Source organism: Streptomyces sp. NPDC027189, assembly GCF_055566975.1.
The window spans coordinates 143,809-169,274 of record NZ_JBVHRI010000020.1 but is presented as its reverse complement, the minus strand read 5'-3'; the positions used below and the strand labels follow the sequence as shown (position 1 = coordinate 169,274).

At 68.3% G+C, this 25,466-nt stretch carries 25 protein-coding genes and 4 pseudogenes; 9 read left to right on the top strand and 20 right to left on the bottom strand.

Going from position 1 to position 25,466, the window contains the following annotated elements:
- Positions 1-659: 659 nt before the first annotated feature.
- The 3 genes and pseudogenes from ACZ4RZ_RS36290 to ACZ4RZ_RS36280 all read right to left on the bottom strand — a co-directional run.
- A complete protein-coding gene (locus ACZ4RZ_RS36290) occupies positions 660-1,325 on the bottom strand; it encodes an acetate uptake transporter (protein ID WP_467751145.1) in 666 nt (221 codons plus the stop codon).
- Between the two features lie 330 nt (positions 1,326-1,655).
- A pseudogene (locus tag ACZ4RZ_RS36285) lies at positions 1,656-1,824 on the bottom strand (IS5 family transposase); the annotation flags it as partial.
- 142 nt (positions 1,825-1,966) lie between these two features.
- Positions 1,967-2,779, bottom strand: a pseudogene (locus ACZ4RZ_RS36280) (IS701 family transposase); the annotation flags it as partial.
- 2 nt (positions 2,780-2,781) lie between these two features.
- Here ACZ4RZ_RS36280 and ACZ4RZ_RS36275 point away from each other — a divergent pair.
- A pseudogene (locus ACZ4RZ_RS36275) lies at positions 2,782-3,600 on the top strand (AAA family ATPase); the annotation flags it as partial.
- Positions 3,601-3,746: 146 nt separating this feature from the next.
- Here the strand turns inward: ACZ4RZ_RS36275 and ACZ4RZ_RS36270 are convergent.
- Positions 3,747-4,445, bottom strand: coding sequence for a type 1 glutamine amidotransferase domain-containing protein (locus tag ACZ4RZ_RS36270; RefSeq protein WP_467751144.1), 699 nt, complete (start codon positions 4,443-4,445; stop codon positions 3,747-3,749).
- A 237-nt stretch (positions 4,446-4,682) separates the two neighbouring features.
- On the opposite strand from ACZ4RZ_RS36270, the gene ACZ4RZ_RS36265 reads away from it, so the two are divergent.
- Positions 4,683-5,159, top strand: coding sequence for a YbhB/YbcL family Raf kinase inhibitor-like protein (locus tag ACZ4RZ_RS36265; protein ID WP_467751143.1), 477 nt, complete (start codon positions 4,683-4,685; stop codon positions 5,157-5,159).
- A gap of 70 nt (positions 5,160-5,229) precedes the next feature.
- Here ACZ4RZ_RS36265 and ACZ4RZ_RS36260 read toward each other — a convergent pair whose 3' ends face one another.
- The 9 genes from ACZ4RZ_RS36260 to ACZ4RZ_RS36220 form a co-directional block, all read right to left on the bottom strand.
- Entirely contained in the window at positions 5,230-6,090 is an 861-nt protein-coding gene (locus ACZ4RZ_RS36260) for an alpha/beta fold hydrolase (RefSeq protein ID WP_467751142.1), read from the bottom strand.
- Between the two features lie 144 nt (positions 6,091-6,234).
- Positions 6,235-6,657, bottom strand: coding sequence for a VOC family protein (locus tag ACZ4RZ_RS36255; protein ID WP_467751140.1), 423 nt, complete (start codon positions 6,655-6,657; stop codon positions 6,235-6,237).
- Positions 6,658-6,773: 116 nt separating this feature from the next.
- On the bottom strand, positions 6,774-7,259 hold the full coding sequence (locus tag ACZ4RZ_RS36250) for a cupin domain-containing protein (protein ID WP_467751138.1): 486 nt from the start codon (positions 7,257-7,259) through the stop codon (positions 6,774-6,776).
- Positions 7,260-7,277: 18 nt separating this feature from the next.
- Positions 7,278-8,216 (bottom strand): SAM-dependent methyltransferase, encoded by a 939-nt coding sequence (locus tag ACZ4RZ_RS36245; RefSeq protein WP_467751137.1) that lies wholly within the window; start codon positions 8,214-8,216, stop codon positions 7,278-7,280.
- Positions 8,217-8,377: 161 nt separating this feature from the next.
- Positions 8,378-9,175 (bottom strand): maleylpyruvate isomerase family mycothiol-dependent enzyme, encoded by a 798-nt coding sequence (locus tag ACZ4RZ_RS36240; protein ID WP_467751135.1) that lies wholly within the window; start codon positions 9,173-9,175, stop codon positions 8,378-8,380.
- 34 nt (positions 9,176-9,209) lie between these two features.
- A complete protein-coding gene (locus ACZ4RZ_RS36235; protein WP_467751134.1) occupies positions 9,210-9,704 on the bottom strand; it encodes an NAD(P)-dependent oxidoreductase in 495 nt (164 codons plus the stop codon).
- Positions 9,689-10,060, bottom strand: a complete 372-nt coding sequence (locus tag ACZ4RZ_RS36230; protein WP_467751132.1) for an NAD(P)-binding domain-containing protein — start codon at positions 10,058-10,060, stop codon at positions 9,689-9,691. The genes ACZ4RZ_RS36235 and ACZ4RZ_RS36230 overlap by 16 nt, the downstream gene beginning before the upstream one ends.
- 92 nt (positions 10,061-10,152) lie before the next feature.
- Positions 10,153-11,535: an NADP-dependent succinic semialdehyde dehydrogenase gene (locus ACZ4RZ_RS36225; RefSeq protein ID WP_467751130.1), complete on the bottom strand. Its 1,383-nt coding sequence runs from the start codon at positions 11,533-11,535 to the stop codon at positions 10,153-10,155.
- Between the two features lie 443 nt (positions 11,536-11,978).
- On the bottom strand, positions 11,979-12,554 hold the full coding sequence (locus ACZ4RZ_RS36220; protein ID WP_467751128.1) for a CGNR zinc finger domain-containing protein: 576 nt from the start codon (positions 12,552-12,554) through the stop codon (positions 11,979-11,981).
- A 193-nt stretch (positions 12,555-12,747) separates the two neighbouring features.
- Here ACZ4RZ_RS36220 and ACZ4RZ_RS36215 point away from each other — a divergent pair, with 193 nt between their 5' ends.
- Complete coding sequence (locus ACZ4RZ_RS36215) at positions 12,748-13,929, top strand: epoxide hydrolase family protein (protein WP_467751127.1); 1,182 nt, start codon at positions 12,748-12,750, stop codon at positions 13,927-13,929.
- Here the strand turns inward: ACZ4RZ_RS36215 and ACZ4RZ_RS36210 are convergent.
- Entirely contained in the window at positions 13,910-14,083 is a 174-nt protein-coding gene (locus ACZ4RZ_RS36210; RefSeq protein WP_467751125.1) for an integrase core domain-containing protein, read from the bottom strand. The genes ACZ4RZ_RS36215 and ACZ4RZ_RS36210 overlap by 20 nt on opposite strands.
- Before the next feature lie 477 nt (positions 14,084-14,560).
- Between ACZ4RZ_RS36210 and ACZ4RZ_RS36205 the strand changes: the two genes are divergently transcribed.
- Entirely contained in the window at positions 14,561-14,815 is a 255-nt protein-coding gene (locus ACZ4RZ_RS36205) for a hypothetical protein (protein WP_467751124.1), read from the top strand.
- Positions 14,796-15,272: pseudogene (locus ACZ4RZ_RS36200) on the top strand (tyrosine-type recombinase/integrase); the annotation flags it as partial. The gene ACZ4RZ_RS36205 and the pseudogene ACZ4RZ_RS36200, both read left to right, overlap by 20 nt.
- Before the next feature lie 335 nt (positions 15,273-15,607).
- On the opposite strand, the gene ACZ4RZ_RS36195 reads toward ACZ4RZ_RS36200, so the two are convergent.
- Positions 15,608-16,048 (bottom strand): PAS domain S-box protein, encoded by a 441-nt coding sequence (locus ACZ4RZ_RS36195; RefSeq protein WP_467751122.1) that lies wholly within the window; start codon positions 16,046-16,048, stop codon positions 15,608-15,610.
- 72 nt (positions 16,049-16,120) lie between these two features.
- Entirely contained in the window at positions 16,121-16,807 is a 687-nt protein-coding gene (locus ACZ4RZ_RS36190; RefSeq protein ID WP_467751121.1) for a DUF2848 domain-containing protein, read from the bottom strand.
- Between the two features lie 218 nt (positions 16,808-17,025).
- Here ACZ4RZ_RS36190 and ACZ4RZ_RS36185 point away from each other — a divergent pair, with 218 nt between their 5' ends.
- The 3 genes from ACZ4RZ_RS36185 to ACZ4RZ_RS36175 all read left to right on the top strand — a co-directional run bounded on the left by ACZ4RZ_RS36185 (position 17,026) and on the right by ACZ4RZ_RS36175 (position 19,599).
- Positions 17,026-18,369: an MFS transporter gene (locus ACZ4RZ_RS36185; protein WP_467751119.1), complete on the top strand. Its 1,344-nt coding sequence runs from the start codon at positions 17,026-17,028 to the stop codon at positions 18,367-18,369.
- A gap of 76 nt (positions 18,370-18,445) precedes the next feature.
- Entirely contained in the window at positions 18,446-19,249 is an 804-nt protein-coding gene (locus ACZ4RZ_RS36180) for a carbon-nitrogen hydrolase family protein (RefSeq protein WP_467751118.1), read from the top strand.
- Entirely contained in the window at positions 19,246-19,599 is a 354-nt protein-coding gene (locus ACZ4RZ_RS36175; RefSeq protein WP_467751117.1) for a cupin domain-containing protein, read from the top strand. The genes ACZ4RZ_RS36180 and ACZ4RZ_RS36175 overlap by 4 nt, the downstream gene beginning before the upstream one ends.
- 58 nt (positions 19,600-19,657) lie before the next feature.
- On the opposite strand, the gene ACZ4RZ_RS36170 is transcribed toward ACZ4RZ_RS36175, so the two are convergent.
- Complete coding sequence (locus ACZ4RZ_RS36170; protein ID WP_467751156.1) at positions 19,658-20,284, bottom strand: GntR family transcriptional regulator; 627 nt, start codon at positions 20,282-20,284, stop codon at positions 19,658-19,660.
- Between the two features lie 75 nt (positions 20,285-20,359).
- Positions 20,360-20,938, bottom strand: coding sequence for a TetR/AcrR family transcriptional regulator (locus ACZ4RZ_RS36165; RefSeq protein WP_467751115.1), 579 nt, complete (start codon positions 20,936-20,938; stop codon positions 20,360-20,362).
- A 324-nt stretch (positions 20,939-21,262) separates the two neighbouring features.
- Between ACZ4RZ_RS36165 and ACZ4RZ_RS36160 the strand changes: the two genes are divergently transcribed.
- A complete protein-coding gene (locus ACZ4RZ_RS36160) occupies positions 21,263-22,714 on the top strand; it encodes an MFS transporter (protein ID WP_467751114.1) in 1,452 nt (483 codons plus the stop codon).
- Between the two features lie 36 nt (positions 22,715-22,750).
- Here the strand turns inward: ACZ4RZ_RS36160 and ACZ4RZ_RS36155 are convergent, their stop codons facing one another.
- Positions 22,751-24,448, bottom strand: coding sequence for an aromatic amino acid ammonia-lyase (locus ACZ4RZ_RS36155; protein ID WP_467751113.1), 1,698 nt, complete (start codon positions 24,446-24,448; stop codon positions 22,751-22,753).
- Between the two features lie 3 nt (positions 24,449-24,451).
- Positions 24,452-25,411 (bottom strand): ABC transporter substrate-binding protein, encoded by a 960-nt coding sequence (locus ACZ4RZ_RS36150; protein WP_467751111.1) that lies wholly within the window; start codon positions 25,409-25,411, stop codon positions 24,452-24,454.
- Positions 25,412-25,466: the final 55 nt, after the last annotated feature.

Below are 25,466 nucleotides of genomic sequence, written 5' to 3'. Positions count from 1 at the left end.
GGTCCGGCAAGACCGCCCCTGACGCATCATCAGCCAACTACACTCCGGACGACGCCTCTGACCAGGCCAGATAGCGAAACGCTGCTGGAGTACTAACCCGTGGACAACAGCCCGACCCCCGCTGCCCGCACGGCTGGGGCCCCCGCTCCGAAGCGCGGGTCAGCGGCAGGAACTGCCAGGGGTTGCTGCGCCGCCGACAGTGCAAGAAAGGCCGCCCGTCCGCGTTCCAGGGGCATGGCGCGCGTACGGACAGCGTCGCCCCAGGCATATGCGGCGTCAAGGCGTTGTGCGGCGTGGTCCGCCACAAGACCCCCGCAGGCATTCTCGTCTTGCTCGCGGCCGTCCCAAGCCAGTGTGCGGTAGTCCCAGGCCCGGCAACCGCCAACGCTGTGAGCGGCCCGGCCGACGCTCCCAGACCTCGAACCGTGATGGGCCACCATGAACACGCCGACCGGGAATGGGAGTTGCTCGCTCCACCGCCCCCGACAGCTCGACAACCGCCGAAGCCGACCACGGCCGAAGCGGTGTCGGCTTCATCGGGTCGGTGAGTCCGACACAAGCTCTCGCGCTGACCCGGTCGGCCCGGAACGGGCCAGGCCAGCGGGTGTGGAACCCCTGCCGTCGAACGCCCTCGCTGCCAGGACTCGGCACCTCCGGCCTCAACTGGAGAATTCGGGGCGCTCCGCGGCGGACGAGGTGACCGAGGTGGGGCGTGACTTGTTGCGGGCAAGGTGTTCAAGACGTTTGCCGGGGTCGGGGTAGGTCGGGATCAGGTGTCGACCCCAGGTCCCGTTGACGAGGCCGGCGAACGCGCCGTACAGGCCAAGCGCTGCAGTGAGGAAGCCGAGGCCGCCTCCGACCCTGATCAGTGCGTCGGATTGAACGAACTGGCCTACTGTGAGCACGGAAATGGTGACCGTGGTGGAGACGAATGCGGCCAGGAGCACAGCTGTCGTTCTCGCTGCCGCAATCGTGAGTACCAAGAGGAGCACTGCCCATGGCAGCAGAAACAGGCCCGTCCCTGTGTGGGCCTGTCCCTCGGGCAGAGTAACGATGACGTATTTGGCATAGATGACGAAGCACAGCCAGAACGCACCCAACACGGTGAACGCTGTGGCTCCGAGCCTGCTGCCCTGCCTGAACTCGACGATTCCAGCGATCATCTGGACAAGGCCGCCCACAATGAACTCAAGCGGGAACGCGGCCGGGAAGAGGGCCGGGTTGACGCCGATGTTGAAGAAGCTCTGGATAATGTTCGCCAAGCTGAACGCGATGAGGCCGAGCGGTGCGGGGTCGGGCGCGGTGAGTCCGGGCGGCGGACCCACTGGCGCAGATGACGATGGTTGCGACACGGAATTATCCAATCTGGCATCTCTTAACGCTGTTCGTATCCCAGGCGCTCTAGTCGAGTACGCTAATCAGCAAGCTGTTTACATTTCACCGGAGATGACACCGAGGCGATCATGAGACGCTAACAGGCTGGCATACAAAATCTCGGTACGACGCGTCGGTGGGCAAATGACAGACAGCCAATGACCACCATGAGCACCCGTCAACCTCAAGCGCTGCGGCCGGAAACGGAACACCCGTCTATCAACGTGTTGCTTTCCATTCTGGAGCTCGTTGAATCTCAGAGGTCGTTTTATCCCACTCTTTTATCCCGGAATCGACTGTTTAGTCTGTGGTGTCGGGTCGCGCCAGGAGATGGTGGCTTCGCCGGTAAGGCGGCGGGCCATGAGGTCGGTCATGGCGAGGTGGATCATGGCTTCGGAGCGGGCCGGGAGGGGTTTCGTAGTCGCGGGCCAGGCGACGGTGGAGCATTAGTACTGCAACCGCATCTGGAGAATGTGGCCTCGGCGTTTGTAGTGGGAGCGGCGGGCTCGGGCCTGGATGCGTCGCCGGAAGCGTGACCAGTGCAGATGGTGCTCGTTGCTGTGGCAGTGGCGCGTGACGACGACGTGGCCCATCAACCGGCGGATCTCCGGGACGCTGAGGGGTATGAGGTCCTGCTCGTCGTCGAGATTGCCCCTTTTGTGGCTTCTTGGGTGCGGATGGCGGTCAGGTAGGCGAGGGCGGCCATGGCCAGGGTGATGTGGCGGTACCAGGCCCGGTAGAGCCGCACCTGGTAGTGGTCCAGACCGCACTCTCCCTTCGCGGTCTGGAAGCACTCCTCTACCGCCCACCTCGCGGCAGCCACTTTGACCAGGTCTTTCAGTCGGGAGGTGACCGGGCCGTAGCAGACGTAGTAGGCGAGCTCGCCCGGGTCGCTGACGCTGCGTCGGGCCAGTACCCAGTGCCCGAAGCCGTTCTCCCAGTGCGGGCGGATCGCGACACGCGCCCAGTCGTAGATCCGCTCGCCGTGCGCGCCGGCCCCGCCGGAGATCCGTTTCCACCGCTGGCGGGGCAGCGCGGCGACCAGCTGGTCCACCCGCGCGTCCGCCCCGCGCGCAGTGATCACGGTGTCGTTGACCTTCGTGGCCAGCACGTGCGCGACCCGACATTTCTCCAGCCACGCTCGCAGGTGCTTGACCTGCCCGTATGCCTCGTCAGCGGTGACCCACGCGAACGGGACACCCGCGTCGACGGCGCGTTGCAGCATCCACTTGAAGTGCTCGTTCTTGGTCGCGAAGGGGACTACGTCGTCGATCCCGGCCGCGCGGCAGCGGTCACGGTCATCCGTCCAGGAGGCGGGGATGTAGAGCTCGCGGTCGATCAACGCCCACCCCCTGGAGGAGGCATAGGCCAGGAATGTTCCGATCTGGCTGTTCTCCGTGCGGCCAGGACCTGCTCAGCGAACTCCACGCGCTGGTCGGCCTGGACCAGGTCAAGCGCGACGTCGGCTCGCTGGTCAAGCTCATGCAGACGGTCCGCCGCCGCGAGGAGGCCGGCCTGCCCGCGCCTCCGCTCAGCCGCCACCTGGTCTTCGCGGGCAACCCCGGCACCGGCAAGACCACCGTGGCCCGGCTCTACGGCCGGCTCCTCAAGGCGCTCGGCCTGCTGCGCCGCGGCCACCTGGTCGAGGTCGACCGCACCTCCCTGGTCGGCGAGTACGTCGGGCACACCGGGCCGAAGACCACCGCCGCCTTCAACCGGGCGCTCGGCGGCGTCCTCTTCATCGACGAGGCGTACTCCCTGGCCCCGGTCGGCGCCGGCAACGACTTCGGCACGGAGGCCGTCGCCACCCTGGTCAAGCTCATGGAGGACCACCGCGACGACGTCATCGTGATCGCCGCCGGCTATCCCAGCGACATGCACCGCTTCATCGGCTCCAACCCGGGTCTCGCCTCCCGTTTCGGCCGCACCCTGGTCTTCGAGGACTACAACTCGGACGAACTGGTCTCGATCGTCGAATACCAGGCGGGCGAGCACCGGTACGAACTCACCCCCGGTGCCCGCGAGGAACTGGGCCGGCTGTTCGATCTCCTCCCGCGCGGCGAGGGCTTCGGCAACGGCCGCTCCGCCCGGCAGATGTTCCAGGAGATGACCGAACGTCAGGCCCAGCGCGTGGCCGAGCTGTCCGACCCCACCCCGGACCAGCTCATCGCCCTGGAGAGCGGCGACCTCCCCGTCCTTGTCACGGCCCCCGTCGCCTCGGTCTGATCCCGGTCCGGCCAGGGCGGCGTTGCAGATCCGCATCGAGGTCAGGTTCGAGAGGCTCTTCCGCACCGCAGGCGTGACCCCGGCCACGACCGCAGCTCACGGCCGACGGCGCACCGTCTCCTGTGGCCGAGATCAGGTGGATCCTCTTACGAGGACAGAGCCTTGAGGAGTTCCTTGGCGAGGGGGCCCGAGGACGCCGGGTTCTGTCCGGTGATGAGGTTGCGGTCCGCGACCGTGTACGGCTCCCAGGCGGGACCCCGCGAGTAGTCGGTGGGCAGCTTCTTCAGCTCGTCCTCCAGGAGCCACTTGGCCTTGTCGGCGAAACCGACACCGGCCTCCTCCTCGTTGCAGAAACCCGCCACCCGGTAGTTCGCGAAAGGCGTGTCGCCGTTCGCGTCACGGGTCGCGAGGAAAGCGGCCGGGGCATGGCAGACGACACCGAGGGGTTTGCCGGAGGCGAGCGCCTCCCGCAGAAGCGCCCCGGAGTCCGGGTCGACCGAAAGGTCTTCCATCGGGCCATGACCTCCGGGGTAGTAGACCGCGTCGTAGTCCTCGAGACGCACGTCCTTGAGGGAAATGGGGTGCCGCAGCTCCTCGGCCTTCTCGATGACGGCCTCCTCCCGGAGGGAGTTCTCCTCGCCCCCCGCCATACCGGGGCGCAGGCTCATCGTGTCCACAACGGGAATGACCCCGTTAGGCGTTGCCACGGTGACCTCGTGTCCGGCATCGGTGAACACGGTGTAGGGCGCCACGAACTCCTCTGCCCAGTAGCCGGTGGGGTGCCGGTGCCCGTCCTTCAGGGTCCAATAGCTTGCGCCAGTCGTCACACACAGGATCTTGGCCATGGGATGCTCCTCCAGTTTGAGACCTGCATAACAAGCGTGAGCGGACGTCTCGGAATCCGCAACTTGCGACCGATCGATGCACGCGTATCGTATGTGAGCATCAAGAGACGGAAATGGAATTATGGCGCCAGAAAATAGAAGCGGTGCGACAGGTCAGGGTTGTTTGCATTTCGGAGGATTGCCATGATCAAACCCTATGGACCCTACGATTTCATGCCGCCGATCAGGACCTTCACGTTGACCTCCGATTCCGTGGCCAACGGCGAGCAACTGGCCCGTGAGCAGGTGAGCGGCATCCTGGGAGCAGGCGGATCGGACATCTCACCGCAGCTGAGCTGGTCCGGGTTTCCCGAGGAGACCCGGAGTTTCACGGTGGCGATGTTCGACCCCGATGTGCCCGCCGCTTCGGGATTCTGGCACTGGGCCGTGGCCAATCTGCCCACCTCCGTGACCGACCTTCCGGCCGGGGCGGGAGACGGCAGGGATCTACCGGGTGGCGCGGTGACACTGGCCAACGACGCCGGCTACAGGAGGTACCTCGGTCCGGCAACGCCTCCGGGCAATGGTCCGGACCGCTACTTCCTCGTGGTGCACGCCGTCGACGTGGAGGAACTGGAGGTGTCCGGGACAACGACTCCTGCCTTCGTGGAGTTCCTCCTGTTCAGCCACGCACTCGCGAGGGCGACCCTGTACGGCACCTTTGAGCGGGCCTAGCCCGGCCTTGGCCCGAAGGAGTATGAGGGTCCGTCAGCAAGCGGGCGGACCCTCATACGGCCGCCCTAGGTCACTTCTTCCACATGTAGTCCTCGGCGGCGTCGACGATCAGGTTCTTCACCGCCTGCGGGTGGGAGACCAGGGACACGTGCGAGGAGTTGATCTCCACTGTCTTACGGGCCTTCGCGCGCTTCGCCTCGAACAGCTCCAGGGCCGGGTTGATCGCCTGGTCCTGCCTGCCGACGAGGACGTACACGGGCTTGTTCCGCCAGGCGGCGCCGGTGAGCTTGCCCGCGAACGCCGACAGCGCGATCGGACGCTGGGTGACGGCCATGAGGTTGGTCTGGCTGGTGGGCAGGTCCGCGGCGAAGACCTGGTGCAGCTTGTCCGGCTGTACGTAGACGTCCGTGCCGGTGGTGCCGTCACCGTTGCGGAAGGGCACCTGCTTCAGGGCCTTGGTGAGCGGGGCGGGAGCGAACTTCGCGGAGAGGCTGGAGAAGGACTCTCCCGCGTCCGGCATGATCGCGTTGATGTAGACGAGGGCCTTGACGTTGTCGTTTCCGACGGCGGCCTGCGAGATCACCTCTCCGCCGTAGGAATGGCCGACCAGGACGATCGGCCCCTTGACGGACTTCAGGAAGCTCGCGAGGTAGGTCGAGTCCTGGGGAATGCCGCGGAGCGGGTTGGCCGGTGCGGCCACCGTGTAGCCGTTCTGCTGGAGCCGCTGCACGACCCCGTTCCAGCTCGACGCGTCGGCGAAGGCGCCGTGCACCAGCACGATGGTGGGCTTCGCCCGGCCGGGATCACCGCTCGGACCGCCGGCCTGCGCCGTGTCGACTGTCAGTCCGGAGGCGATACCCGATACGGCCAGAAGAGCCGCAGCCCAGCGGGCCATGTTCACGGTGCGGCGGGACTCGCGGGATATTCGCATGCCAGTCCTTCGGTTCGGGGACGTCGGGCGACGCCCGGGATTTCATTTTCGACAGCAGCTGACGGATTGTCCCCGCACGGGGGCCATCCGGGTGAACTCGATCGGCAGTACCAAGCGCACCCGGATTTATCCGGATTCCGCCGCCTAGCCGACGGCGACGAACTCCAGCTGGATGTTGTCCGGGTCACGGAATACGACCGTCGAGTACACGAACGGTTCCTTTTCATCCCTGATCGGAGTGCGCTCGATCCCCAACTCGTCCAGCCACGTCATCCAGGCTTCGAGGTCAGCGCGCGTACCTACCTGGAACGACACGTGGTCCAGCCCCGTTCGGGCCTCGAGACATCCCTCGTGCTGGTTGCCCGTATTGGTGTGAAGCCCGATCACAAGCCCCGATTCCGGCACCACCAGCAGAATGCCGTAGCCCCACGGAATACGGGGGTCCTGAGCAGCAGGTACGGCGTCACCCCGGAGATGAGCGCGGCCCGCCGCACCCGGCAGACGCGTCTCGAAATCGCTGCGCTGGATTTGTTTTATGCCCGCCGGGTGGGCCGTGCCCGATATCACAAATGGACGACCTGATTTTTGGTGGAACCCTTCGGGGTCGGGAATCGGCCGCTTTCGAATATGGAGACGTACTGGCCGACGAAGGGCACAGGATATTGTCCGAGGGCGCCAATTGATCAGGCTTCGCCGTGCATCTGCCGCCAGGAGGCCTCTTCGTCTCCCAACCCGGTGGTGTGGAACCGGGCATTGAGGTCCGCCAGCTGTTCCGGAGTGGGCTGCGGGCCCAGCTCGGCCATTTCGAGGAAGAGCTCCTCGTTGCCGGCCGGCGACGAGACGAACAGCGCCCGCCCGCCGGTGGGGGTCGTGAAAGTGTGGTAGCTCCCCTTGGGTACCACGACCACGGTGCCCGGCCCCCCGGAGAAGGTCGCGTCGCCGGCCCGGAAGTCGTAATGGCCCTCCAGTACGTAGATGACTTTCATGAAGTCGTGGTGGGCGTGCGGCGGGTTCTCGGTGATCACGTCATGGGTGAAGACGAACACCCCCACGGCGTCGTCGAGCTCCTTGCCGCGCATGAGAACCTCGAGCCAGTGACTGCCGCCGGGCTCCACGCGCACGCCCTCGCCGGGCGCGACCGCCCAGCCATCGGCTCCCCAGTTGCTCACAACCATGTCCTTCCTTGATCAGCGCAGGCTGCCGTGCGCCAGCCAGAGGGTGGTCTCGTGCGGGCGGCCCTTCTGGAACATCTGCGGTATGTCCCTGCCGTGCGAGGCGATCTCGTCGGCGATCGTGGTGACGTCCGGCTCCCAGCCGTGCGCCGCCAGCCACGAGGCGGGGGGCAGGGCCGGTCCGTCCTGGAAGAAGTTCACGATGCGCCCGATGACCGCGGACTCCGTCTCGTCGACCGTGACCACATCGTCCTGACGGGGGGTGCTGTCGAAGTACTCGAGTGCCAGACGGCTGCCCTGGGCGCTCAGGCGGGTGACCGTGTCGAGCAGACGGTCGCAGTCCTCGGGCGACAGGTACATGAACAGCCCCTCGATGAGCCACATGGTGGGTCGGAGGGGATCGAAGCCACTTGCGATCAGCGCTTGCGCCCAGGGGCCGCGCAGGTCGGCGGCGACCGGCCGCCGGCCGCCGCCGGGCTCCAGCCCGGCGGCGTCCATGACCGCTTCCTTGAACTGCAGTACGGGTTCGGTGTCCACCTCGTAGACTGTGGTGTCGGCCGGCAGGCCCAGGCGGACGGCCCGTAAGTCGAATCCGGCCGCGACGATGACCACTTGGCGTATTCCTGCTGCGGTGGTGGCGAGAACGCGTTCGTCGTAGAAGCGGGTGCGGACGCCCAGGTAGGTTGCCAGCATGTACCACGCCTCGGTGAGGTCACCGCTGTCCCGGTCGGGCCCGGTCGGGAGCGCGGCATCCGGGTCCGTGCGGATGGTGCCGCGCACGAGATCGACCGTGGCGGTGGCCAGCGCGTCGTCGAAGAGACGGTCCTTCCTGCGGCTCTCGACGGCCCGCATATGAGCGGTCAGCAGCTCGGTCCAGCCGATGCCCGGAGGAAGGGGTTTCCGGTCTCCGCCGGTTTCCCGGAGAGGATCCTGCCGTGCTTCGCGCTGCGGCACTCTTTGTTCCATTCCTTCTCGAAGTACCAGAATTCGTCGGACGTGCAGCACTCACTCGCGCCGAAGCCCGGGGCGGACAGAATCGATTCTGCGGCGGCGAGTGTCCGGCTGGATAGAACACCAGCGCCTTGTGGTCCGCCGGCGGCCGAAGGAAACGGCGCTCAAATGATGTCGAGGTGGTCGAGGAACGGGGTCGCGGCGGAGGCGTCGCCCGTGATGCGGCAGTGGTCGCGCCAGGGTTTGCGGGTGGTGGCCCAGGCGATGAAGTCGAGGGCCGTGCTGTGGACGCGGGTGGCGGCGTCCGCGCCGGGTGCCACGGTCAGCCGCCCGTCGGCTCCGGTCGCGGGGAGGATCGTGACGGTGGTCGCGCCCGGCCCGGTCAGGTCGAGGACGAGGGGCCGCTGGACGGTGGCGGTGAGTTCGGGCCCCTGCATCTGGGGAAGGCCCGCGAGCATGAACTCGACGGCGGGGGCGACCTGGTCGTCGGCCGGTTCCGGCAGGGTGAACGGGAGCGGGCCGTCGGGGGCAAGCAGGTCGTTGCGCAGGTGGCAGAAGACGTTGAAGGCCATGGTGTTCGCCAGGAGATGGCGCGGGTACGTCCCGAGCCCGGCCACCTCGACGGGCTCGTCCGCGCCGGGCGGTTCCTGGGCCGCTGCCAGCAGGTCCAGCTGCCGGGGGGTGCCGCGCCGCCACTCGTCGATGACCTCGGCATGGCTCCAGCCACGGCGTTCGTCGACGCGCAGGTCGTGGTAGCGCTCGCGGTTCTTCGGCAGCGAGGGGTCGGGCGGGGGCGGGGTCACGGCCTCGGTGGCGAGGGCCGCGAGGTGGGCCACCACGTCGATGACGCGCCAGCCGGCGCACGCGGACGGCAGCTCCCACTGGCCGTCGTCCAACTGGGGGATGATCTCGGCGAGTTGCGCCGTACTCGAACGTGCGGCGGCCAGGCCGGCATGGGTCATCGTTTCTTCAGCCTCTCTCGAAGGGGCGGCCAGGTCAGGAGGCAGCCTGGCGGGACATGCGGTAGGTCGCGGCGACGTCCGCGCGGCCGAGCCCGTCGTCGGCCGCGCTGCGCAGGCGTTCGCGGACGACTTCGGCGATGCCCAGGTGCAGGCCGGCGGCGCGGGCCGTGTCGGTGATCAGGCCGGCGTCCTTGGCCGCCGCTTCCAGGGGGAAGGAAGGGGTGTCGAGGTCGTCGTCAAGCATCTTCGGGCCCTTGCTTTGCACGTACGGGCTGTTGAGGCCGCTGCCGTCGATGACGTCGATGACCAGGTGCGGGTCCACCCCCAGGGCGTCGGCGAGGGTGAGGGACTCCGCGATGCCCTCGACGGTAGCAAGTACCCAGGCGTTGTAGGCGAGTTTGAGGCTGCTGGGCTGGCCGACCTCGTCCAGCCACACCGTGCGGGTACCCACCGCCTCCAGGACCGGTCTCGCCTCTTCCCGCGCCTCCTGCTGGGGAGAGGCGGCGAGGATGGTCAGGGTGCCGGCCACGGCAGGTTCCTTGGTGCCGAGGAGGGGGGCCTCGACGTACGGGACGTCCAGCCAGGCCGCCTGTCCGCGAGACGGCGCCCTCCGTCCGGGGAGACCGTGCACGTCTGCACCCACACCGGGTGGCCGGCCAGGCCGTCCTGGGCCTGGTCCATCACGTCGGCGACCACCTTCTCGTTCGCGAGCGCGGTCAGTACGACGTCGGCGCCGCGGCAGGCCTCGGCCGGCGTGTCACACACCGCGGCTCCGACCGCGGCCAGTGGTTCGGCGGCGGCGCGGTTGCGATTCCATGCCCGCAGCCCCAGTCCTGCCGCCGCGATGTTGCGCGCGGACGGCGTCGTCCGGTTCGTACCACTCATCGGCGGACCTCCCTACGCTCGGCGGACACACCCGCGGCGACAAGCGGCGCGCAGGCCCCCGTTGCCGACAGACCGCCCGGTCCCTGTCCGGCTCAGGCGTCCTGGCCGATCCAGACGGTCTTGGCGTTCATGAACTCCCGCATGCCGAGGTCGGACAACTCGCGTCCGTAGCCGCTCCGTTTGACGCCGCCGAAGGGGATCTCGGGGTAGCTGGTCGTGTTGCCGTTGATGAAGGCCATGCCCGACTGGACGTCGCGGACGAAGAGTTCGCGTTCGGCCTCGTCCTCGCTCCACAGGTTGGAGCCGAGGCCGTAGGGGTGCCCGTTGGCCTCCCGCAGGGCTTCCTCCAGGGAGGAGACCGTCCACACCTGGGCCACGGGGCCGAAGACCTCCTCGTGGTACATCCGCATCTCCGGGGTGATGCCGGTCAGGACGGTGGGCGGGTAGAACCAGCCCGGCCCGTCCGGGCGTTCGCCGCCCAGCAGCACCGTCGCGCCCTTGGCGACGGCGTCGTCGACGTAGGACTCCACGTCCTGCCGGCCGGACTCGGTGGCCAGGGGGCCGACGTCGGTGGCCTCGTCCATCGGGTCGCCCACCACCAGCGCCCCCATCTTCGCCACGAACATCTCGATGAACGCGTCGCCGATGGCCTCGTGCACGAAGAAGCGCTTGCCGTTGATGCAGGACTGACCGTTGTTCAGGGTCCGTGCCCTGACCGCGACATCGGTGGCCTGCTCCAGGTTCGTGGAGGGCATGACGATGAACGGGTCGGAGCCGCCGAGTTCGAGGACCACCTTCTTGATCTCGTCGCCGGCGATGGCGGCCACCGACCGTCCGGCCGGTTCGCTGCCCGTGAGCGTCGCGGCCGCCACCCGCGGGTCGCGCAGCACCTGTTCCACCCTCCTCGCGGAGATCAGCAGGGTCTGGAACACATCGTCCGGGAAGCCCGCGTCACGGAAGAGCTCCTCCAGGTACAGGGCGCACTGCGGCACGTTCGAGGCGTGCTTGAGCAGACCCACGTTCCCTGCCATCAGCGCGGGCGCGGCGAACCGCATGGCCTGCCACAACGGCAGATTCCACGGCATCACCGCGAGCACCACACCGATCGGCTGGTACGTGACGAACGTCTGCTTCGCGCCCACGCGTTGGCCGTCGCCCTCCAGATCCCGCAGGAATGCGGGGCCCTCGGTGGCGTAGAAGCGCAGCCCGTGAATGCACTTGACCACTTCCTGCTCCGCCGCCCGGAAGGTCTTGCCCATCTCCGTGGTGATCATCCCGCTGACGCTCTCGACCTCCTTCTCCAGACGGTCGGCGGCATGCTGCAGCCACTCCGCCCGCTGCTCGACGCCCGTCAGCCGGTACGAGGCGGCCGCGGCCGCCGCCCTGGCGAGCTTCTCTTCGAGTTCCTCGGGGGTCAGCTCGTCGAAACTCCTGAGGACCTCACCTGTCACAGGACTCGTCGTTGCGATAGCCATGGATCCACGGTATGACCACCCGGCAGGGTCGGCAATTCACCCATTTGCCCCATCATGGCATCCCGAGGCGCCGTTCATCGTCCCACCGGCCACCACCCCGATCACCCCGCACAACACGGGATGCATCGCAACCGCAGGCGCGCGACCATGGTGAGGTCCGAAGCGGCGGCCGCGGTGACCGACACCAGGGGGCGGGGTATGAGGGCGGGACCCCTCAGCCAATACACGCGTGCAGGAACAGGGCGGCTTCAAGTTCCCGAAAAGTGAAGGCTGTCGGGGATACCAAGGATCCGGGCGGCTCGTTCGGGTAGCTCCCGGATGGCGCGGGTGGACTTGGCGATGTTGGTCGCGCGGAGCTGCTTAGCTTAGTGCTGCCGTTGGGGTGCTCCCAAAGCGACAGATGTGTCGCAGACGTGAGGGGCTGGATGTACCGAGAGTAACGATTACTTTGCCGATCTGGCGTTTTTGCGATTGTTGGCATTGAAGCGCGCCTTCTTCTGACGATTCCCGCACGTGTTCATGTCGCACCATTTACGGGTGCGACTTTGACTGGTGTCGAAGAAGGCGGCTTGGCAGGTTGGCGATGCGCACAAGGCCAATTTTCCGTCTCGTTCGCCTGCGATGATGCTGATCGCGTCGGCGGCGATAACGCTTAGGGCATCCTCCACGCAGGAAGCCGAGCTGAGCCGCCATCGCCGCTTACCCTCGGGCGTCAAGATAGCCGCGGCCCGACCCTGAACGCTGCAGTCATTGATGACTTGGACAGCAGACACAGGGAGAGCGTCCTGGATCGCGGCCGCTGTCGCAGCGGCGTGAATCGACTCCCTCAGCTCCCAAGCGCGTTCGAGCTGGGCAGTGGTGCAGGACTCCACGGCGAGGCCATTCACCGCCAGCCAGTCGACGAGTCGGTGCGGCGCGGGAATGCGCTCCACAGCGTCGCCATGACGCTCCGACAGAGTCCCCGTGAAGCTGGTCGCTAGCACCTTACCGAGGCGGAAGTCAGGGAACCGAGCATTCATGGAACCACCTTAGCTGGTTGCACGCCGACATCGAGACCTGCTAGAACCGTCTTAGCCGGTTCCGACAGGTCCCAAGCCGGTTCCACCCATGACCAGGAGGTCTCATGTCCACGCACTGGTGCGTCACCGACGCTGCGGCCGCCATTGATCGTGGCGTTGTCACCACGTCAGCTCACCTCGGCGGGGGCATCTCATGAACCGTCAAACCAGCGACGTGCAAGCATTCGAAGCCCACGCAACCGACACTGACCTCGACGACCTGCGCGCGCGATTGGCCGCAGCACGGCTGCCGGAAGCTGAGACGGTTTACCGCGCCGCGCCCGACCCTCACCGATGGGAACAGGGCGTTCCTCTTGCCGACCTCGTGGACGTCGTGAACTACTGGCGCACCGGGTACAACTGGCGGTCGTTCGAAACGCGCCTCAACCAGATCGGCCAGTTCCGCACGGCCATTGACGATCTGGGAATCCACTTCCTGCACCGCCGATCCACCCGCGCAGACGCCACCCCTCTGATCTTGACACACGGCTGGCCAGGCAGCATTTCTGAGTTCACCCATGTAATAGACGAACTGGCAGATCCGAAAAACGCAGACGCACCAGCGTTCCACGTCGTAGTCCCGTCGCTGCCAGGTTTTGGTTACAGTGACAAGCCGGCCACCACCGGGTGGGGAATCGAAAAGATCGCGGCCGCATGGGTGGACCTGATGGCAAGGCTCGGCTACAGCAAGTTTGTAGCCCACGGCGGCGACTGGGGAGGTGTGATCACCACGGTCCTTGGCGGCAGGTTCCCGGAGCACGTTCTCGGCATCCACACAACGACCGCGCAGGCACCGCCCGGGTTGACAACGGACGGGCTGACGGCGGCCGAGCGCAAATGGACCGAGGAAACCCGCGATTTCTGGCGCCACCACGCGGCGTACGCGAAGCAGCAGGCGACCCGACCGCAGACCATCGGATACTCGCTCGTCGACTCACCAGTCGGGCTTCTCGCCTGGATCCTTGACAAGTTCGCTGAGTGGACAGATACCGAAGATAGCCCGTTCGAGACGATTTCCAGAGACAGCGTTCTTGACGACGTCACGCTGTATTGGCTGACGCGAACCGGCGCATCGTCAGCCCGCATTTACTACGAAAGCCACAACTCGCTCGACCCCGAACTTCGGGTCGACGTCCCGTCAGCAATCAGTATGTATCCCCGCGACATCGAGAAGTGTCCGCGCGCCTGGGCACAGGAGCGGTACCGACAGATCGTCCGATGGAGGTCGCCCGAAACCGGGGGACATTTCCCGTCGCTGGAGGTTCCCGAGTATTTCGTCAAGGATCTGCAAGAGGGCCTCGCGGCAGTGCTGGCCGCTAACTGTAGTTGGTCATGACGTTGTCGACGCCGGCGTGGAGGCGTGAGGCCGGGGGCTGATTGCCGCAGGCGGTGCGAGGCCGATGGTGGTTGTAGTGGTGCACCCAGACCCGGACGGCTTCTCGGCGTCCGTTCTCGCTGGCGTCTCTCTGGGGTATAGCCCACCGTGACACCCCGAGCGCGGCGCTTCACTGGTGCGGATGTGACCGCCGTATGGCGTCGTTCTGTTAGCGCTCCGTGGCAGGGTCAGAACGGGGTGAAATCAGGAGTAGGTAGGCGGAGTCCGTGAACGCCAGTGTGGGCTCGACCGGAGCCTCGCTTGAGCTGTCAGCTGAGTGAGTTCGGGTCTACGGAAGCGGATACTGGTCGGGGGTGGCCAGCGAGAGATTGCGGAGCTGACCCAGGGGGTTTCAAGTTCCCAGATCGCGTAGATCGTCTGGCCGGCCTCGACGCCGACGCCCTGGACGCGGCCATCGGCGCCTACCTGGCCGAACACCAGCCCGACTCCAGGCCCGGCCCCGCCGGGGCCCGGCCGGCGATCGCGGTGGATGGCAAGGCGCTGAAAGGCTCCGCCCGCCACGACCGGCGACACCGCCACTTGCTCTCGGCCGTCGCCCACGCCCCCCGCGGTCACCGTGGCCCAGCGGGAGGTGGACTCCAAGACCAACGAGACCGCCGCCTTCCGGCCGCTGCTGGCCGAGCTGGACCTGGAAGGCACCGTGGTCACCTTCGATGCGCTGCACAGCGTTCAAGACCAGGTGCGCTGGCTGGTGCAGGATAAGAAGGCGCACTACATCGCTGTGATCAAGGGCAACCAGCCGACCGCGTTTACCCAGCTCAATACGCTGCCGTGGCATCAGATCCCGGTCCCGCACAGCGCGTTGGACCCGTCCCGCCGCAGGTAAGGCGTGGACCGACTCCGGCGAGGCGCACGACCGGCGTGGTCTGAAGCAGCGAGCCGAGGGTGAGGTGCGCACTGTTCCGATTCCTCCTCCGCTGGTTCGGCTGCTCCGCGAGCATCTGAAGGAGTTCGGTACGGCGGAGGACGGCCGGCTGTTCTCCAGCGAGCGGGGCAACGTGATCGCGGCCTCGTCGTACTCGCGTGCATGGAAGCAGGCTCGGGAACTGACACTCATGCCGCATCAGGTGTCGTCGGTCCTGGCCTTCCGGCCGTACGACCTCCGTCACGCAGGAGTCTCCCAGTGACTCAACTCCGGTGTTCCTGCGCCGGAGGTCGCCGCTCGCGCGGGACACTCGGTGGACGTCCTGCTCAAGATCTACGCCAAGTGCATCGACGGCCAGGAGCAGGAGATGAACGACCGGATCATGCAGGGTCTGGGGGAGGAGGATGCCCCGGACTGACACAACGACATGACCGACGAACGGGAGCCCTGGACCGGAGAGGTTCGGGGCTCCCGTTCGTCAGTCCACGTATAGGCCGCAGGGCTACGCTCAGGGTCCCCGGGAATGGCTGCTGACCTGCGGGAAAGCCCACCAAGATCATTACGTCGTCATTACGTGATCACTGGCAAACGGCTGCTGTCAGCGGCATCCGCCTGCACCTACGCGAAGACCCCGTTCTCAGCTAAAGCGCTGATGGCGGGGCCTTTGGGCACCTCATACAGGGTGCCCCCGGCAGGATTCGAACCTACGCGCACGGCTCCGTAAACCGCGAGCGCTTTCCTGCTCGGCGCTGATCAGACCGTCGTGCGGTCCGCGGTGGCCTCGGCCCGTCGCCGCATCATCTCCCGCTCCCGCGCTCGTCGCGCGGTGACATCCCGGATGACCGCTCCGACGTGTGCGCCACCGTCAGGAGCGGCCAGCAGCACCACGCTGAACTCGATGGACAGGGTGCTGCCGTCCGCCGCCAGCGCGGGAACTGTCAGGAGGTCCGCTTCCCCGTACTTGGTGGCCCCTCGGTCCATGGCGGTCCGAAAGCCGTCCCAATGTCGCTTCCTGTGCTTCTCGGGAATGATGACGTCCAGATTGCGACCGGCCACGTCGGCCGCCGAGAACCCGAAGATGCGCTCCGCACCCCGGTTCCAATAGCGGATCAGTCCCTCGCCGTCGATGATCACTATGCCGTCGGGTGCCTGGGCAGCCATTCCCAGCACCACCTCGGGGTCGAGCTCTGCCATGTTTCCTCCGAGTTGGAGCCATGCGAGTGGCGTCAGTATACGGAATACAGTCGGCAGACAGAATGCCGTTCCTCAGCCGATCGGCTCGGGCATCGGCACCACGTCGTAGGCCAGGCCGATCGTGTCCCCGGTGACCGGGTCGCCCAACTCCACCCGCCAGGCCTCGGCGAACTGGTCCACGTTCTCGGTCATCGGGATGGTCCCCGAGATGAGGACGGTGCCGGGGACCAAGTCGCCCCGGGAGCGCAGTACTTCGGCCCAGTAGTCCGGGGTGAGCAGCTCGGCGAGCGTGCCGCGCTGGATCTCGGTCTCCGTGCCGCCGTGGGTGACCCAGGCCCGCAGGGTGAGGTCGTCGACGCGTGCCGCGACGTCGTCCAGGCGCCAGGCACGGCGGGCGAGCACATCCGGGCCGGCGTTCTTGCTCCATGCGACGCCGTGTACTTCGAGGTCCCGATCGGTGTGGTCGCAGGCAGCCGTGAGCAGCAGTTCCCCGTCCGTGGCGACGACCAGGGCCCACTCGGCCTCGCCGGAGGTGCGGGCGTGCTGGGCGGCGACGCGGTCGGTCTGCTGGGCGAGGTAGGGGGAGACGGGGTAGAGCGCCGGGGTCACGGACGGCGCGGGCACGCCGAGCTCGGCCAGCTCGGCGACGTGCGCGGCTACGTCGTCCTGACTGCGCCCGGCGTATCCGGCGTTGAGCACTTGGCGGACGTCGACATCACGGGTGGAACCGTCGGGCAGCTCGAAGGTCAGCACGGCCACGGGAACTCCTGAAGGGGTCGGTCTCGGGTGGAGGGGCGGTCTCGGAAGTCGGCCTCGGGTCTGTCTCGGAAGTCGGTTTCGAAGCGGTTAACTTCCTGCGCGGGGGTTGCGCATACGACCTGTATACAAGAAGTATGCCGAAAGGTCGATGCCCCCCGACACAAGGTCGATGTCCCCCGACACAAGGTCGATGTCCCCCGACGCAAGGAACAGGCAGCATGCAGCACGCACAGCAGGCCACCGAGGCGGCGCCCGCCGGCCGCTCCGGTATCCGCCGCGCCTTCTTCGCCAGCCTCACCGGCACCGCTCTGGAGTGGTACGACTTCGCGGTCTACTCCGCCGCCGCGGCGCTGGTCTTCGGCGACCTCTTCTTCCCCTCGGAGGACCCCCTCACCGGCACCCTCCTGGCGTTCTCCACCTACGCCGTCGGCTATGTCTCCCGTCCGCTCGGCGGCTTCGTCTTCGGCCGGCTCGGCGATGTGATCGGCCGCAAGAAGGTCCTCATCGCCACGCTGGTCCTGATCGGCGCGGCCACCTTCCTGATCGGTCTGCTGCCCGCGTACGGCACGGTCGGCGTGGCGGCGCCCATCGCCCTGGTCGTGCTGCGCTTCGCGCAGGGCGTCGGGGTGGGCGGCGAGTGGGGCGGCGCCGTCCTGCTGTCCAGTGAATTCGGCGACCCGCGCCGCCGCGGCTTCTACGCCTCCGCGGCCCAGGTCGGACCGCCCGCGGGCAACCTGCTGGCCAACGGCGTACTGGCCGCGCTCGGCGCTCTGTTGACGGAGGATCAGTTCTTGTCCTGGGGCTGGCGGGTGGCGTTCCTGATGTCCGGCGTCCTGGTCGGTTTCGGCCTGTGGATCCGGGCGAAGCTGGAGGAGACGCCGGTGTTCAAGGCCATGGAGGCCGAGCACAGCCGGCCCGAGGCGCCGATCCGCGAAGTGTTCATCACCCAGCCGCGCGCCCTGCTCGCGGCCATTCTGTGCCGGGTCGGCCCGGACGTGCTGTACGCGATGTTCACCGTCTTCGTGCTTACTTACGCCACCGACGAGTTGGGCATGGCGCGCGGCTCCGCGTTGACGGCCGTACTCGTCGGATCGTCGCTGCAGGTCTTCCTCATCCCGCTCGCCGGCGCCGTGTCCGACCGAGTGAACCGACGTCTGCTGTACGGCTGTTCCGCCGTGGCGGCGGGCCTGTGGCCGTTCCTGTTCTTCCTCATGGTCGACGGCCACAGCTGGATCCTGCTCATGGGCGGCGTGGTCGGCGGCCTGGTCATCCACTCCTTCATGTACGGGCCACAGGCGGCCTTCATCGCCGAGCAGTTCTCACCCCGGCTGCGCTACACCGGCTCCTCGCTGGCCTATACGCTCGCCGGCCTCATCGGCGGCGCGGTCGCACCGTTGCTGTTCACCGCTCTGCTCAGCTCCTACGACAGCTGGGTTCCCCTGGCGCTGTACATCGCCGTCGCGGCGGCGGTCACCATCGCCGGACTGTGCCTGGGCCGCGACGCCGACGACGCCGGGGGCGCAGAGCTACAGCGCGTGGCGTACGCGGCCGAGGTTTCCTGATCCTCGCCCGGGTCCCACCGACTCCCACGCACGCCATCCACTCCCACCGACTCCCATCGACGCAGAAAGGCCGCCCGTGCGTATCGCCCTGAGCCAGTTCACCAGCGGACCCGACCCCGAGAAGAACCTCGAACTCATCAAGGACGGCGCCCGGCGCGCGGCTGAGGCCGGAGCCCGCGCAGTCGTGTTCCCCGAGGCGTCGATGGCGTGCTTCGGCACCCCGTTGGCGCCGGTCGCGGAGCCGCTCGACGGCCCCTGGGCGAACGATGTGCGCGCGCTCGCTGCCGAGGCCGGCATCGTCGTGGTGGCGGGCATGTTCACCCCGGCCCCCGAGGGACGGGTCGCCAATACCCTGCTCGCCACCGGACCGGGAGTCGAGGCCGCGTACGACAAGATCCATCTGTACGACGCCTTCGGCTACGCCGAGTCCGACACCGTCGCCGCGGGCTCGCGGATCGTCACGATCGACGTCGACGGCGTCCGTATCGGCCTCGCCACCTGCTACGACGTCCGCTTCCCCGAGCTCTTTCGGGCGCATGCCGACGAGGGCGCCGTGGCGACGGTGCTGGCCGCCTCCTGGGGTGCCGGGCCGGGCAAGCGTGAGCAGTGGGAGCTGCTGGTGCGGGCCCGCGCCCTGGACGCGACCGTGTGGGTCGCGGCGGTTGACCAGGCCGACCCGGCGGCCGGGGGAGTGGTCGCCGACGCGTCGGCCCCGACGGGCATCGGGCACAGCATGGTGGTCGGTCCCGACGGAACCGTACGCGACTGCCTGGGCGCGGAACCGGGCCTGCTGCTCGCCGACTTGAACGTCGAAGAGGTCGCGGCGGTCCGGGAGAAGACGTCCGTGCTGGCCAACCGCCGCCTGGGGCGGGCCTCATGAGCAAACCGGAGCTCGAATTCCATCTGCCCGTGGGGCCGTGGACGGTGCCCGCCGGTGCCGCCCCGGGGGTCGCGCAGCGCGTACTCGCCAAGGACGCGTCCGGCGCTCACAGCACCACACTCGTCCGCTGGGAGCCGGGCACCGACACCTCCGCGCAGGGGGTGACCCGGCACGACTTCTGGGAGGAGGTCTACATCCTCCAAGGGGACCTGCACGACCTGACGCTCGACGAGACCTTTCCGCAGGGCTCGTACGCGTGCCGCCCGCCGGGGATGCCGCACGGTCCGTGGACGACGGCCGCGGGCGTCACCATGCTCGTGTTCACCTATCCCGCGGACCAGCGGGCCTGACAGCCGGTCAGGCGGGTGGGGAGGGACCGGACCCCGGTCCCTCCCCACCCGTACCTGCCTAGCCGGCGAGCAGGATCTTCAGGGTCGAGTCCAGATGACTGTCGATCGCCGTGCGCGCGGCCGATGCGTCACCGGCCGCCAGCGCGTCCAGGATCTCCCGGTGCTCGTCCAGCACCGCGGCCTGACGGCCGTGCTGGTTGAAGAGCGCCACCACTCCGGCACGGACCTGGCGGCTGCGCAGCCCGTCGTAGTGCCGGTCGAGCAGGGCGTTGCCCACGGCCGAGACGAGGGTGGCGTGGAAGAGATGGTCGACGGCGATGAACTCCTTGGCCTGGTCGGGGCCGCTCAGCGCGCTCTGCCGGTCCAGCAGCTCGCCGAGTTCCCGCACCGGAGCCCGCCCCGCCGCGATGACATGCTCGGCCGCGTACCGTTCGACGATCCCGCGCAGCTGCATCAACTCGGAGATCTCCCGGCCCGACAGCGGTGCCACCCGGGCACCGCGCTTGGGTACCAGCTCGACGAGATCCTCGGCCGCGAGCAGCAGCAGGGCCTCCCGGATCGGGGTGCGTGACACTCCGATCCGATCGGCGATGTCCTGTTCGGAGAGGAACTCTCCCTGCATCGCCGGGTCCGTCAGCACCGTGTCCTTGAGGTACGCATACGCCTTCTCCCGACCGGACGCCACCACTACCCCCAGGGATCGCATACACCTTGTATACGGAAGTTACCACGGGGCGCGGGGGGTGGCGGTGGCTGCGCGTCAGCGGGCGGTGCGGACCCCGTCCAGGGCGACGGTCAGGACGCGGTCGCGCTGGGCGTCGTCGAGGAAGTTCGTCGCGGTGATGCCCGCGATCATGCGGAGAAGGTCGTCGAAGTCCATGTCCTCGCGCGCCTCGCCGGCCTTCTGGGCGCGTTCGAAGAGCGGGCCGCCCGCCTGGTACATCGAGTCCCGGCAGGCCAGGAAGATCTCCGATTCGTCGTTGAGCGCCTCGCGGATGGCCCGCTTGGTCACGGTGTAGTCCACGAACCGGCGCAGCCACGAGCTCAGCGCCTCCCACGGCTCCAGCTCGGCGACCTCCTGAGCCACCCGGCACAGGTCGTTCACCTCGCCCGCGTAGACGCTCTCGAACAGGTGGCGGCGGGTCGGGAAGTTCCGGTAGAGCGTGCCGATGCCCACGCCCGCGCGACGGGCGATGTCCTCCAGGGACGCCTCCGCGCCGTTCTCCGCGAACGCCTCGCGCGCGGCCTCCAGCAGCGCGTCGTAGTTGCGGGCGGCGTCCTTCCGGTGCGGTCGCCGGGACGCGACGATCTCGCTGACGGGGAACGGCTGAGCCGTCACTGGGGCCTCCCATGGCGGGACGAGGTTGAAACGGAGGTACGCCTCCGCTACAGTGGAGGGGTACCTCCACTTTACCAGTCCGGGGTGCACTCGCCGTGGATGCGTGCGGCCGCACGCATCACCGACGCGACAGCACCGCCGTATCGGACGTATCGATCTCACCGCGGGCCCTGCGCCGACCGCACCGCCCGTCCACCCACACCCTTCCGCGACAGCTCCCCGCGGCCGTCGGCGTGCCCAGTGCTGCCCCGCAGCGCCCGGTCCGTACGACTGCCGCGGGATGAGCTCGGCCGCGCCCTGTTCGCCTGTTCGGAGAGGCTTTTCATGCCCCGCAAGTCCACACGCCTCACCTTCGCGGTCCTCGCGACCGGTGCCGGCGTGTTCGCCATGCTGCAGTCGCTGATCGCGCCGGCCCTGCCGACCGTTCAGCACGCGCTGCACACCTCGCAGTCCACCGCGACCTGGGTGATGACGGCCTATCTGCTGTCCGCCTCGGTCTTCACCCCGATCCTCGGCCGGGTCGGTGACCTGATCGGCAAGAAGCGCACCCTGGTCGCCGTCCTGGTGATCGTGACGATCGGCTGTCTGCTCGCCGCGCTCGCGCCGACCATCGGCGTACTGATCGTCGCCCGGGTCGTCCAGGGCATCGGCGGCGCCCTGTTCCCGCTGTCCTTCGGCATCATCCGGGACGAGTTCGCCCCGTCCGAGGTGAGCGGCAGCATCAGCAACCTGTCCGCCGTGATCGCCGCCGGCGGCGGTGTCGGCATCGTGGCGGCCGGCCCCATCGTGACCGCGCTCGACTACCGCTGGCTGTTCTGGCTCCCCGTCGGCATCGTCGCGGTCACCACACTGATCGCCCTGCGCTACGTCCCCGAGTCGCCCCGCCGGGCCGAGGGGAGCGTCAACTGGCTCGGCGCCGTCCTGCTGTCGGGCTGGCTGGTGGCCCTGCTGCTGCCGCTCAGCCAGGCGAGCCACTGGGGTTGGGGATCGGGCAGGGTGATCGCTCTGTTCGTCGCCGCCGTGGCGCTGTTCGCGCTCTGGCTGTTCGCCGAGGCGCGCTCCCACAGCCCGCTGATCGATCTGCGCATCATGCGGCTGCCCGCCGTGTGGACCACGAACGCGGCCGCGCTGCTGTTCGGTGCGGGCATGTACGCGATCTGGTCCTTCCTGCCCGGCTTCGTGCAGACGCCCCGCTCGGCCGGTTACGGCTTCGGCGCGAGCGTCACGGCGGCCGGACTGCTCATGCTGCCGATGCTGATCGCGATGTTCTGCTCGGGGGTGCTGAGCGGCCGTCTGGAGCCCGTCCTGGGTGCCAAGAAGCTGCTGATCACCGGGTCCGCGTTCGGCGCAGTCGCCTGCGGCATTCTCGCCCTCTGGCACGAACAGCAGTGGCAAGTGGCCCTCGCTGCGGGCGTGTTCGGCCTCGGCATCGGGTTGGCCTTCGCCTCGATGGCCAACCTGATCGTCGGCAGTGTCCCGGCCGAACAGACCGGCGCCGCGACCGGCATGAACGCCAACATCCGTACCATCGGCGGGTCCATCGGCGCCGCGGTGACCAGCGTCCTGGTGACCAGCCGCCTCCAGCCCTCGGGCCTGCCGTACGCGTCCGGGTACACCCATGGCTTCAGCCTGCTCGCGCTGCTCTGCCTCGCCGCGGCACTGGCCGCACTCCTCGTCCCGGCCCAGCGCGCCGGCCGCGTCTCCGGCACGCCCCGCGCTGCCTCCGACTCGTCCCGTACGGAGCCGGAGGCGGTCGCGCCCGGGGCACGGAGCTGACGGGCGCGGCGGTTCCGGATCCGGAGTCCGGCCAGGTCAGCACCCTGTGGTGAGTTCGGCGAACTCGTCCAGGAGGGCCGCGGCGTCGGTCACGTCGTCCGTGAGCGGGCGGTCCTCCATGGCCGGGTCCAGGACCGCCGCCGCCCGGGCGTACGCGTGACCCGCCGGGGTCTTGGCGGCAGGGGCGGCGCCGCGCTGGCGCAGTGCCCGCACCGCGGCGAGCAGTTCGCAGCCCAGGACCAGCCGGTACGCGTGGGCCAGCCGCAGTGACTTGCGGGCCGCCTGGGTCGCGAAGCTCGCCGCCTCCTCCACCCCTTGCGAGAGCACCACGTGCCCGAGGGCGGCCGGGGCGGCGCACGCCTGGATCTCGGCGAGCGCGGCCGCCGCGCTGTACTCGAGGATCATCATCCCCGACCCCGCCGAGGCTTCGTCGGCCAAGTAGGAGCGCAGTCCCGTCAGCTCGGGGCGGCCGAGGCCGGACAGCCGGGCGGCGGAGAGCCTGGCCGTGCCGAGCACGGCCAGGCACAGCTGGTCGAGCGCGAGGGTGAGCGGAGTGGCGAAGAAACCACCGTGATGGTGGGCCACCGGGGCACCCGTGAGCTCGTCCCAGCCGATGAGGGGATTCTCCGTGGCGGAGTTGAGGTCGATGGACAGCACGCGATCCAGACCGGCCCACGCCTCCGTCGCGGGACCGTGGGTCTGCGGGAAGCACCGGAAGCCGAAGGGGTCCTGCACACGAGCGGACGGGGACGGGGGCGGCGGCGTCGCCTGATCCGGCACGCCGGGCTCCCGCTGCTCCCGCACGGCGGGTACCTGGCGCTCCTGTGCACCGGGCGACTGCTGCTCCGCCGCGCCAGACTCCAGCCGCTCCGGTTCGCCGGACGCCCGTCGCTCGGGTTCGCCGAACATGCGACGCCCGGGTACACCGAGCACCCCCCGCACACACGCCGCGGCCCGCCCGACCGCCGGATGCGGGTGCGCGCGGTGGACCTCGTATGCGTACGGCTCCAGGGATCCGTCGATCGCGTGCAGCGAGAGCGCGGCCACCATGTGCGCGGCGCGGAGCAGCGTGCCGAGGTCGTGGCAGGCGAGCGCGGACTGGCCGAGGGTGAGGGCGTTGCTGCTCAACAGGGCGAGAGCGTCGCCGCGTTGGATCTCCAGCCGCCCGGGGAACGGCTCCATGCCGCGCCCCTGGTCCCGTTGCCACGAGCCGTGCCCGAAGAGCGCCAGCCCCAGCTGGGCCAGCGCCGTGAGATCGCCGGTGCCGACGGACCCGTACTCGTTGACCAAGGGGTGCACCCCGGCTCGCAGCGCGTCCGCGAGGGCCACGGCGATCTCGGAGCGCAAACCGGAGCCCCCGGCGAGCAGTTGGTTGGTCCGCACCACCATCATCGCGCGGACCTGGCGCACGGGCAGGGGATCGCCCAGGCCGCCCGCATGGCTCAGCAGCAGCCGCAGGTCATGGCCCGCGCCGTCGCGCTCCTCGACGGCAACGCCCCGGTGCGCTCCGACGCCGGTGCTGCGCCCGTAGACCCGGGCGCCCTCCGCCGACAGCCTGCGCGCCGCCCACCGGGTGCGCTCCATCGCCTCCAGTGCCGCCGGACGCACGACGGGAGGCAGCGCGCCGTCGGCGATCCGGGCGACGGCGCCCGCATCGAGGCCACGCCCGTCGAGCGAGGAGGTCGGCGCACCGGGCCGGGGCGGATGCCCGCCCCGGCCGTCGGGCAGTGCCACCTGTCAGGTCAGGCCGGCGGAGGACAGCCACGCCTTCGCGACGTCCAGCGGGTCCTTGTTGTCGTTCTGCACCTGGCTGTTGAGCTTGACCAGGGTTTCCGTGTCGAGCTTCGCCGAGACGCCATTGAGTACGGAAACTCCGGCCGACGAGAGACCGCTCTTGTATGCCAGCGGCGTCACGTTCTCGAAACCGAAGAGATTCTTGGGATCCTGCAGGACCACAAACTTGTTCTTGCTGATTCCCGGGTCCGTCGTGAAAATATCCGCGGCCTGGATGTTGTTTCCCTTGAGAGCCGCGACGGTCAGCGGACCACCCGCGTCCAGCGCCTTGAAGGACTTGAATTCGAGGCCGTATACGGACTTGAGGCCCTTCAGCCCCTGCTGCCGGGTCTGGAACTCGGGCGAGCCGCCGATGACGAGGTCCTTCGCCGAGTCGGCGAGGTCCGCGATCGTCGACTTGTCCGTCAGGCTGTACTTCTTGGCCGTGGCCTCGTTGACGGCGACCGCGTCCTTGTCCTGGGCCTCGGACGGGGTCAACAGGGTGAGCTTGGCATCGAGTTTGGCCGATATGGCCTGGCTGGTCTCCTCGACGGTCGTCGGTGCAGCCTTGGCGTCGAGATAGGCGAGCAGAGCCCCGTTGTACTCGGGCAGGACCGTGATCGTACCGTTCTTGATCAGACCGTACGTGGTCTCGCGACTGCCGATGTTCAGCTTGTAATTGACCTTGATGCCCTTGGACTTGAGGGCCTCACCGTAAATGTCGGCGAGCAGGATGCTCTCGGGGAAGTTGTTCGAACCGACAACGACCGTACCGCCCTTGGCGGTGTCCCCCTTCAACGGGTCGCTCTTGCCGGAGTCGTCGGAGGAACCGCAGCCCGTCAGTGCGGCCGTGGCCACAACCAGCAGGGAAACAGCGTACGTTGCGGACGTTCTGGTGCTTCTGGCGATGGTCACGTTGGTCATCCAGACTTGGCATCGGGTGGGGCGGTGGTGGCCGGAAAGCGCGGGTGGTGACGGT

Bases quoted from the DNA above. Each gene is read 5' to 3' on its own strand.
- ACZ4RZ_RS36270 (WP_467751144.1), bottom strand. From the start codon at position 4,445: ATGGCCAAGATCCTGTGTGTGACGACTGGCGCAAGCTATTGGACCCTG.
- ACZ4RZ_RS36260 (WP_467751142.1), bottom strand. From the start codon at position 6,090: ATGCGAATATCCCGCGAGTCCCGCCGCACCGTGAACATGGCCCGCTGG.
- ACZ4RZ_RS36240 (WP_467751135.1), bottom strand. From the start codon at position 9,175: ATGACCCATGCCGGCCTGGCCGCCGCACGTTCGAGTACGGCGCAACTC.
- ACZ4RZ_RS36230 (WP_467751132.1), bottom strand. From the start codon at position 10,060: ATGAGTGGTACGAACCGGACGACGCCGTCCGCGCGCAACATCGCGGCG.
- ACZ4RZ_RS36225 (WP_467751130.1), bottom strand. From the start codon at position 11,535: ATGGCTATCGCAACGACGAGTCCTGTGACAGGTGAGGTCCTCAGGAGT.
- ACZ4RZ_RS36220 (WP_467751128.1), bottom strand. From the start codon at position 12,554: ATGAATGCTCGGTTCCCTGACTTCCGCCTCGGTAAGGTGCTAGCGACC.
- ACZ4RZ_RS36215 (WP_467751127.1), top strand. From the start codon at position 12,748: ATGAACCGTCAAACCAGCGACGTGCAAGCATTCGAAGCCCACGCAACC.
- ACZ4RZ_RS36195 (WP_467751122.1), bottom strand. From the start codon at position 16,048: ATGGCAGAGCTCGACCCCGAGGTGGTGCTGGGAATGGCTGCCCAGGCA.
- ACZ4RZ_RS36185 (WP_467751119.1), top strand. From the start codon at position 17,026: ATGCAGCACGCACAGCAGGCCACCGAGGCGGCGCCCGCCGGCCGCTCC.
- ACZ4RZ_RS36175 (WP_467751117.1), top strand. From the start codon at position 19,246: ATGAGCAAACCGGAGCTCGAATTCCATCTGCCCGTGGGGCCGTGGACG.
- ACZ4RZ_RS36160 (WP_467751114.1), top strand. From the start codon at position 21,263: ATGCCCCGCAAGTCCACACGCCTCACCTTCGCGGTCCTCGCGACCGGT.
- ACZ4RZ_RS36150 (WP_467751111.1), bottom strand. From the start codon at position 25,411: ATGACCAACGTGACCATCGCCAGAAGCACCAGAACGTCCGCAACGTAC.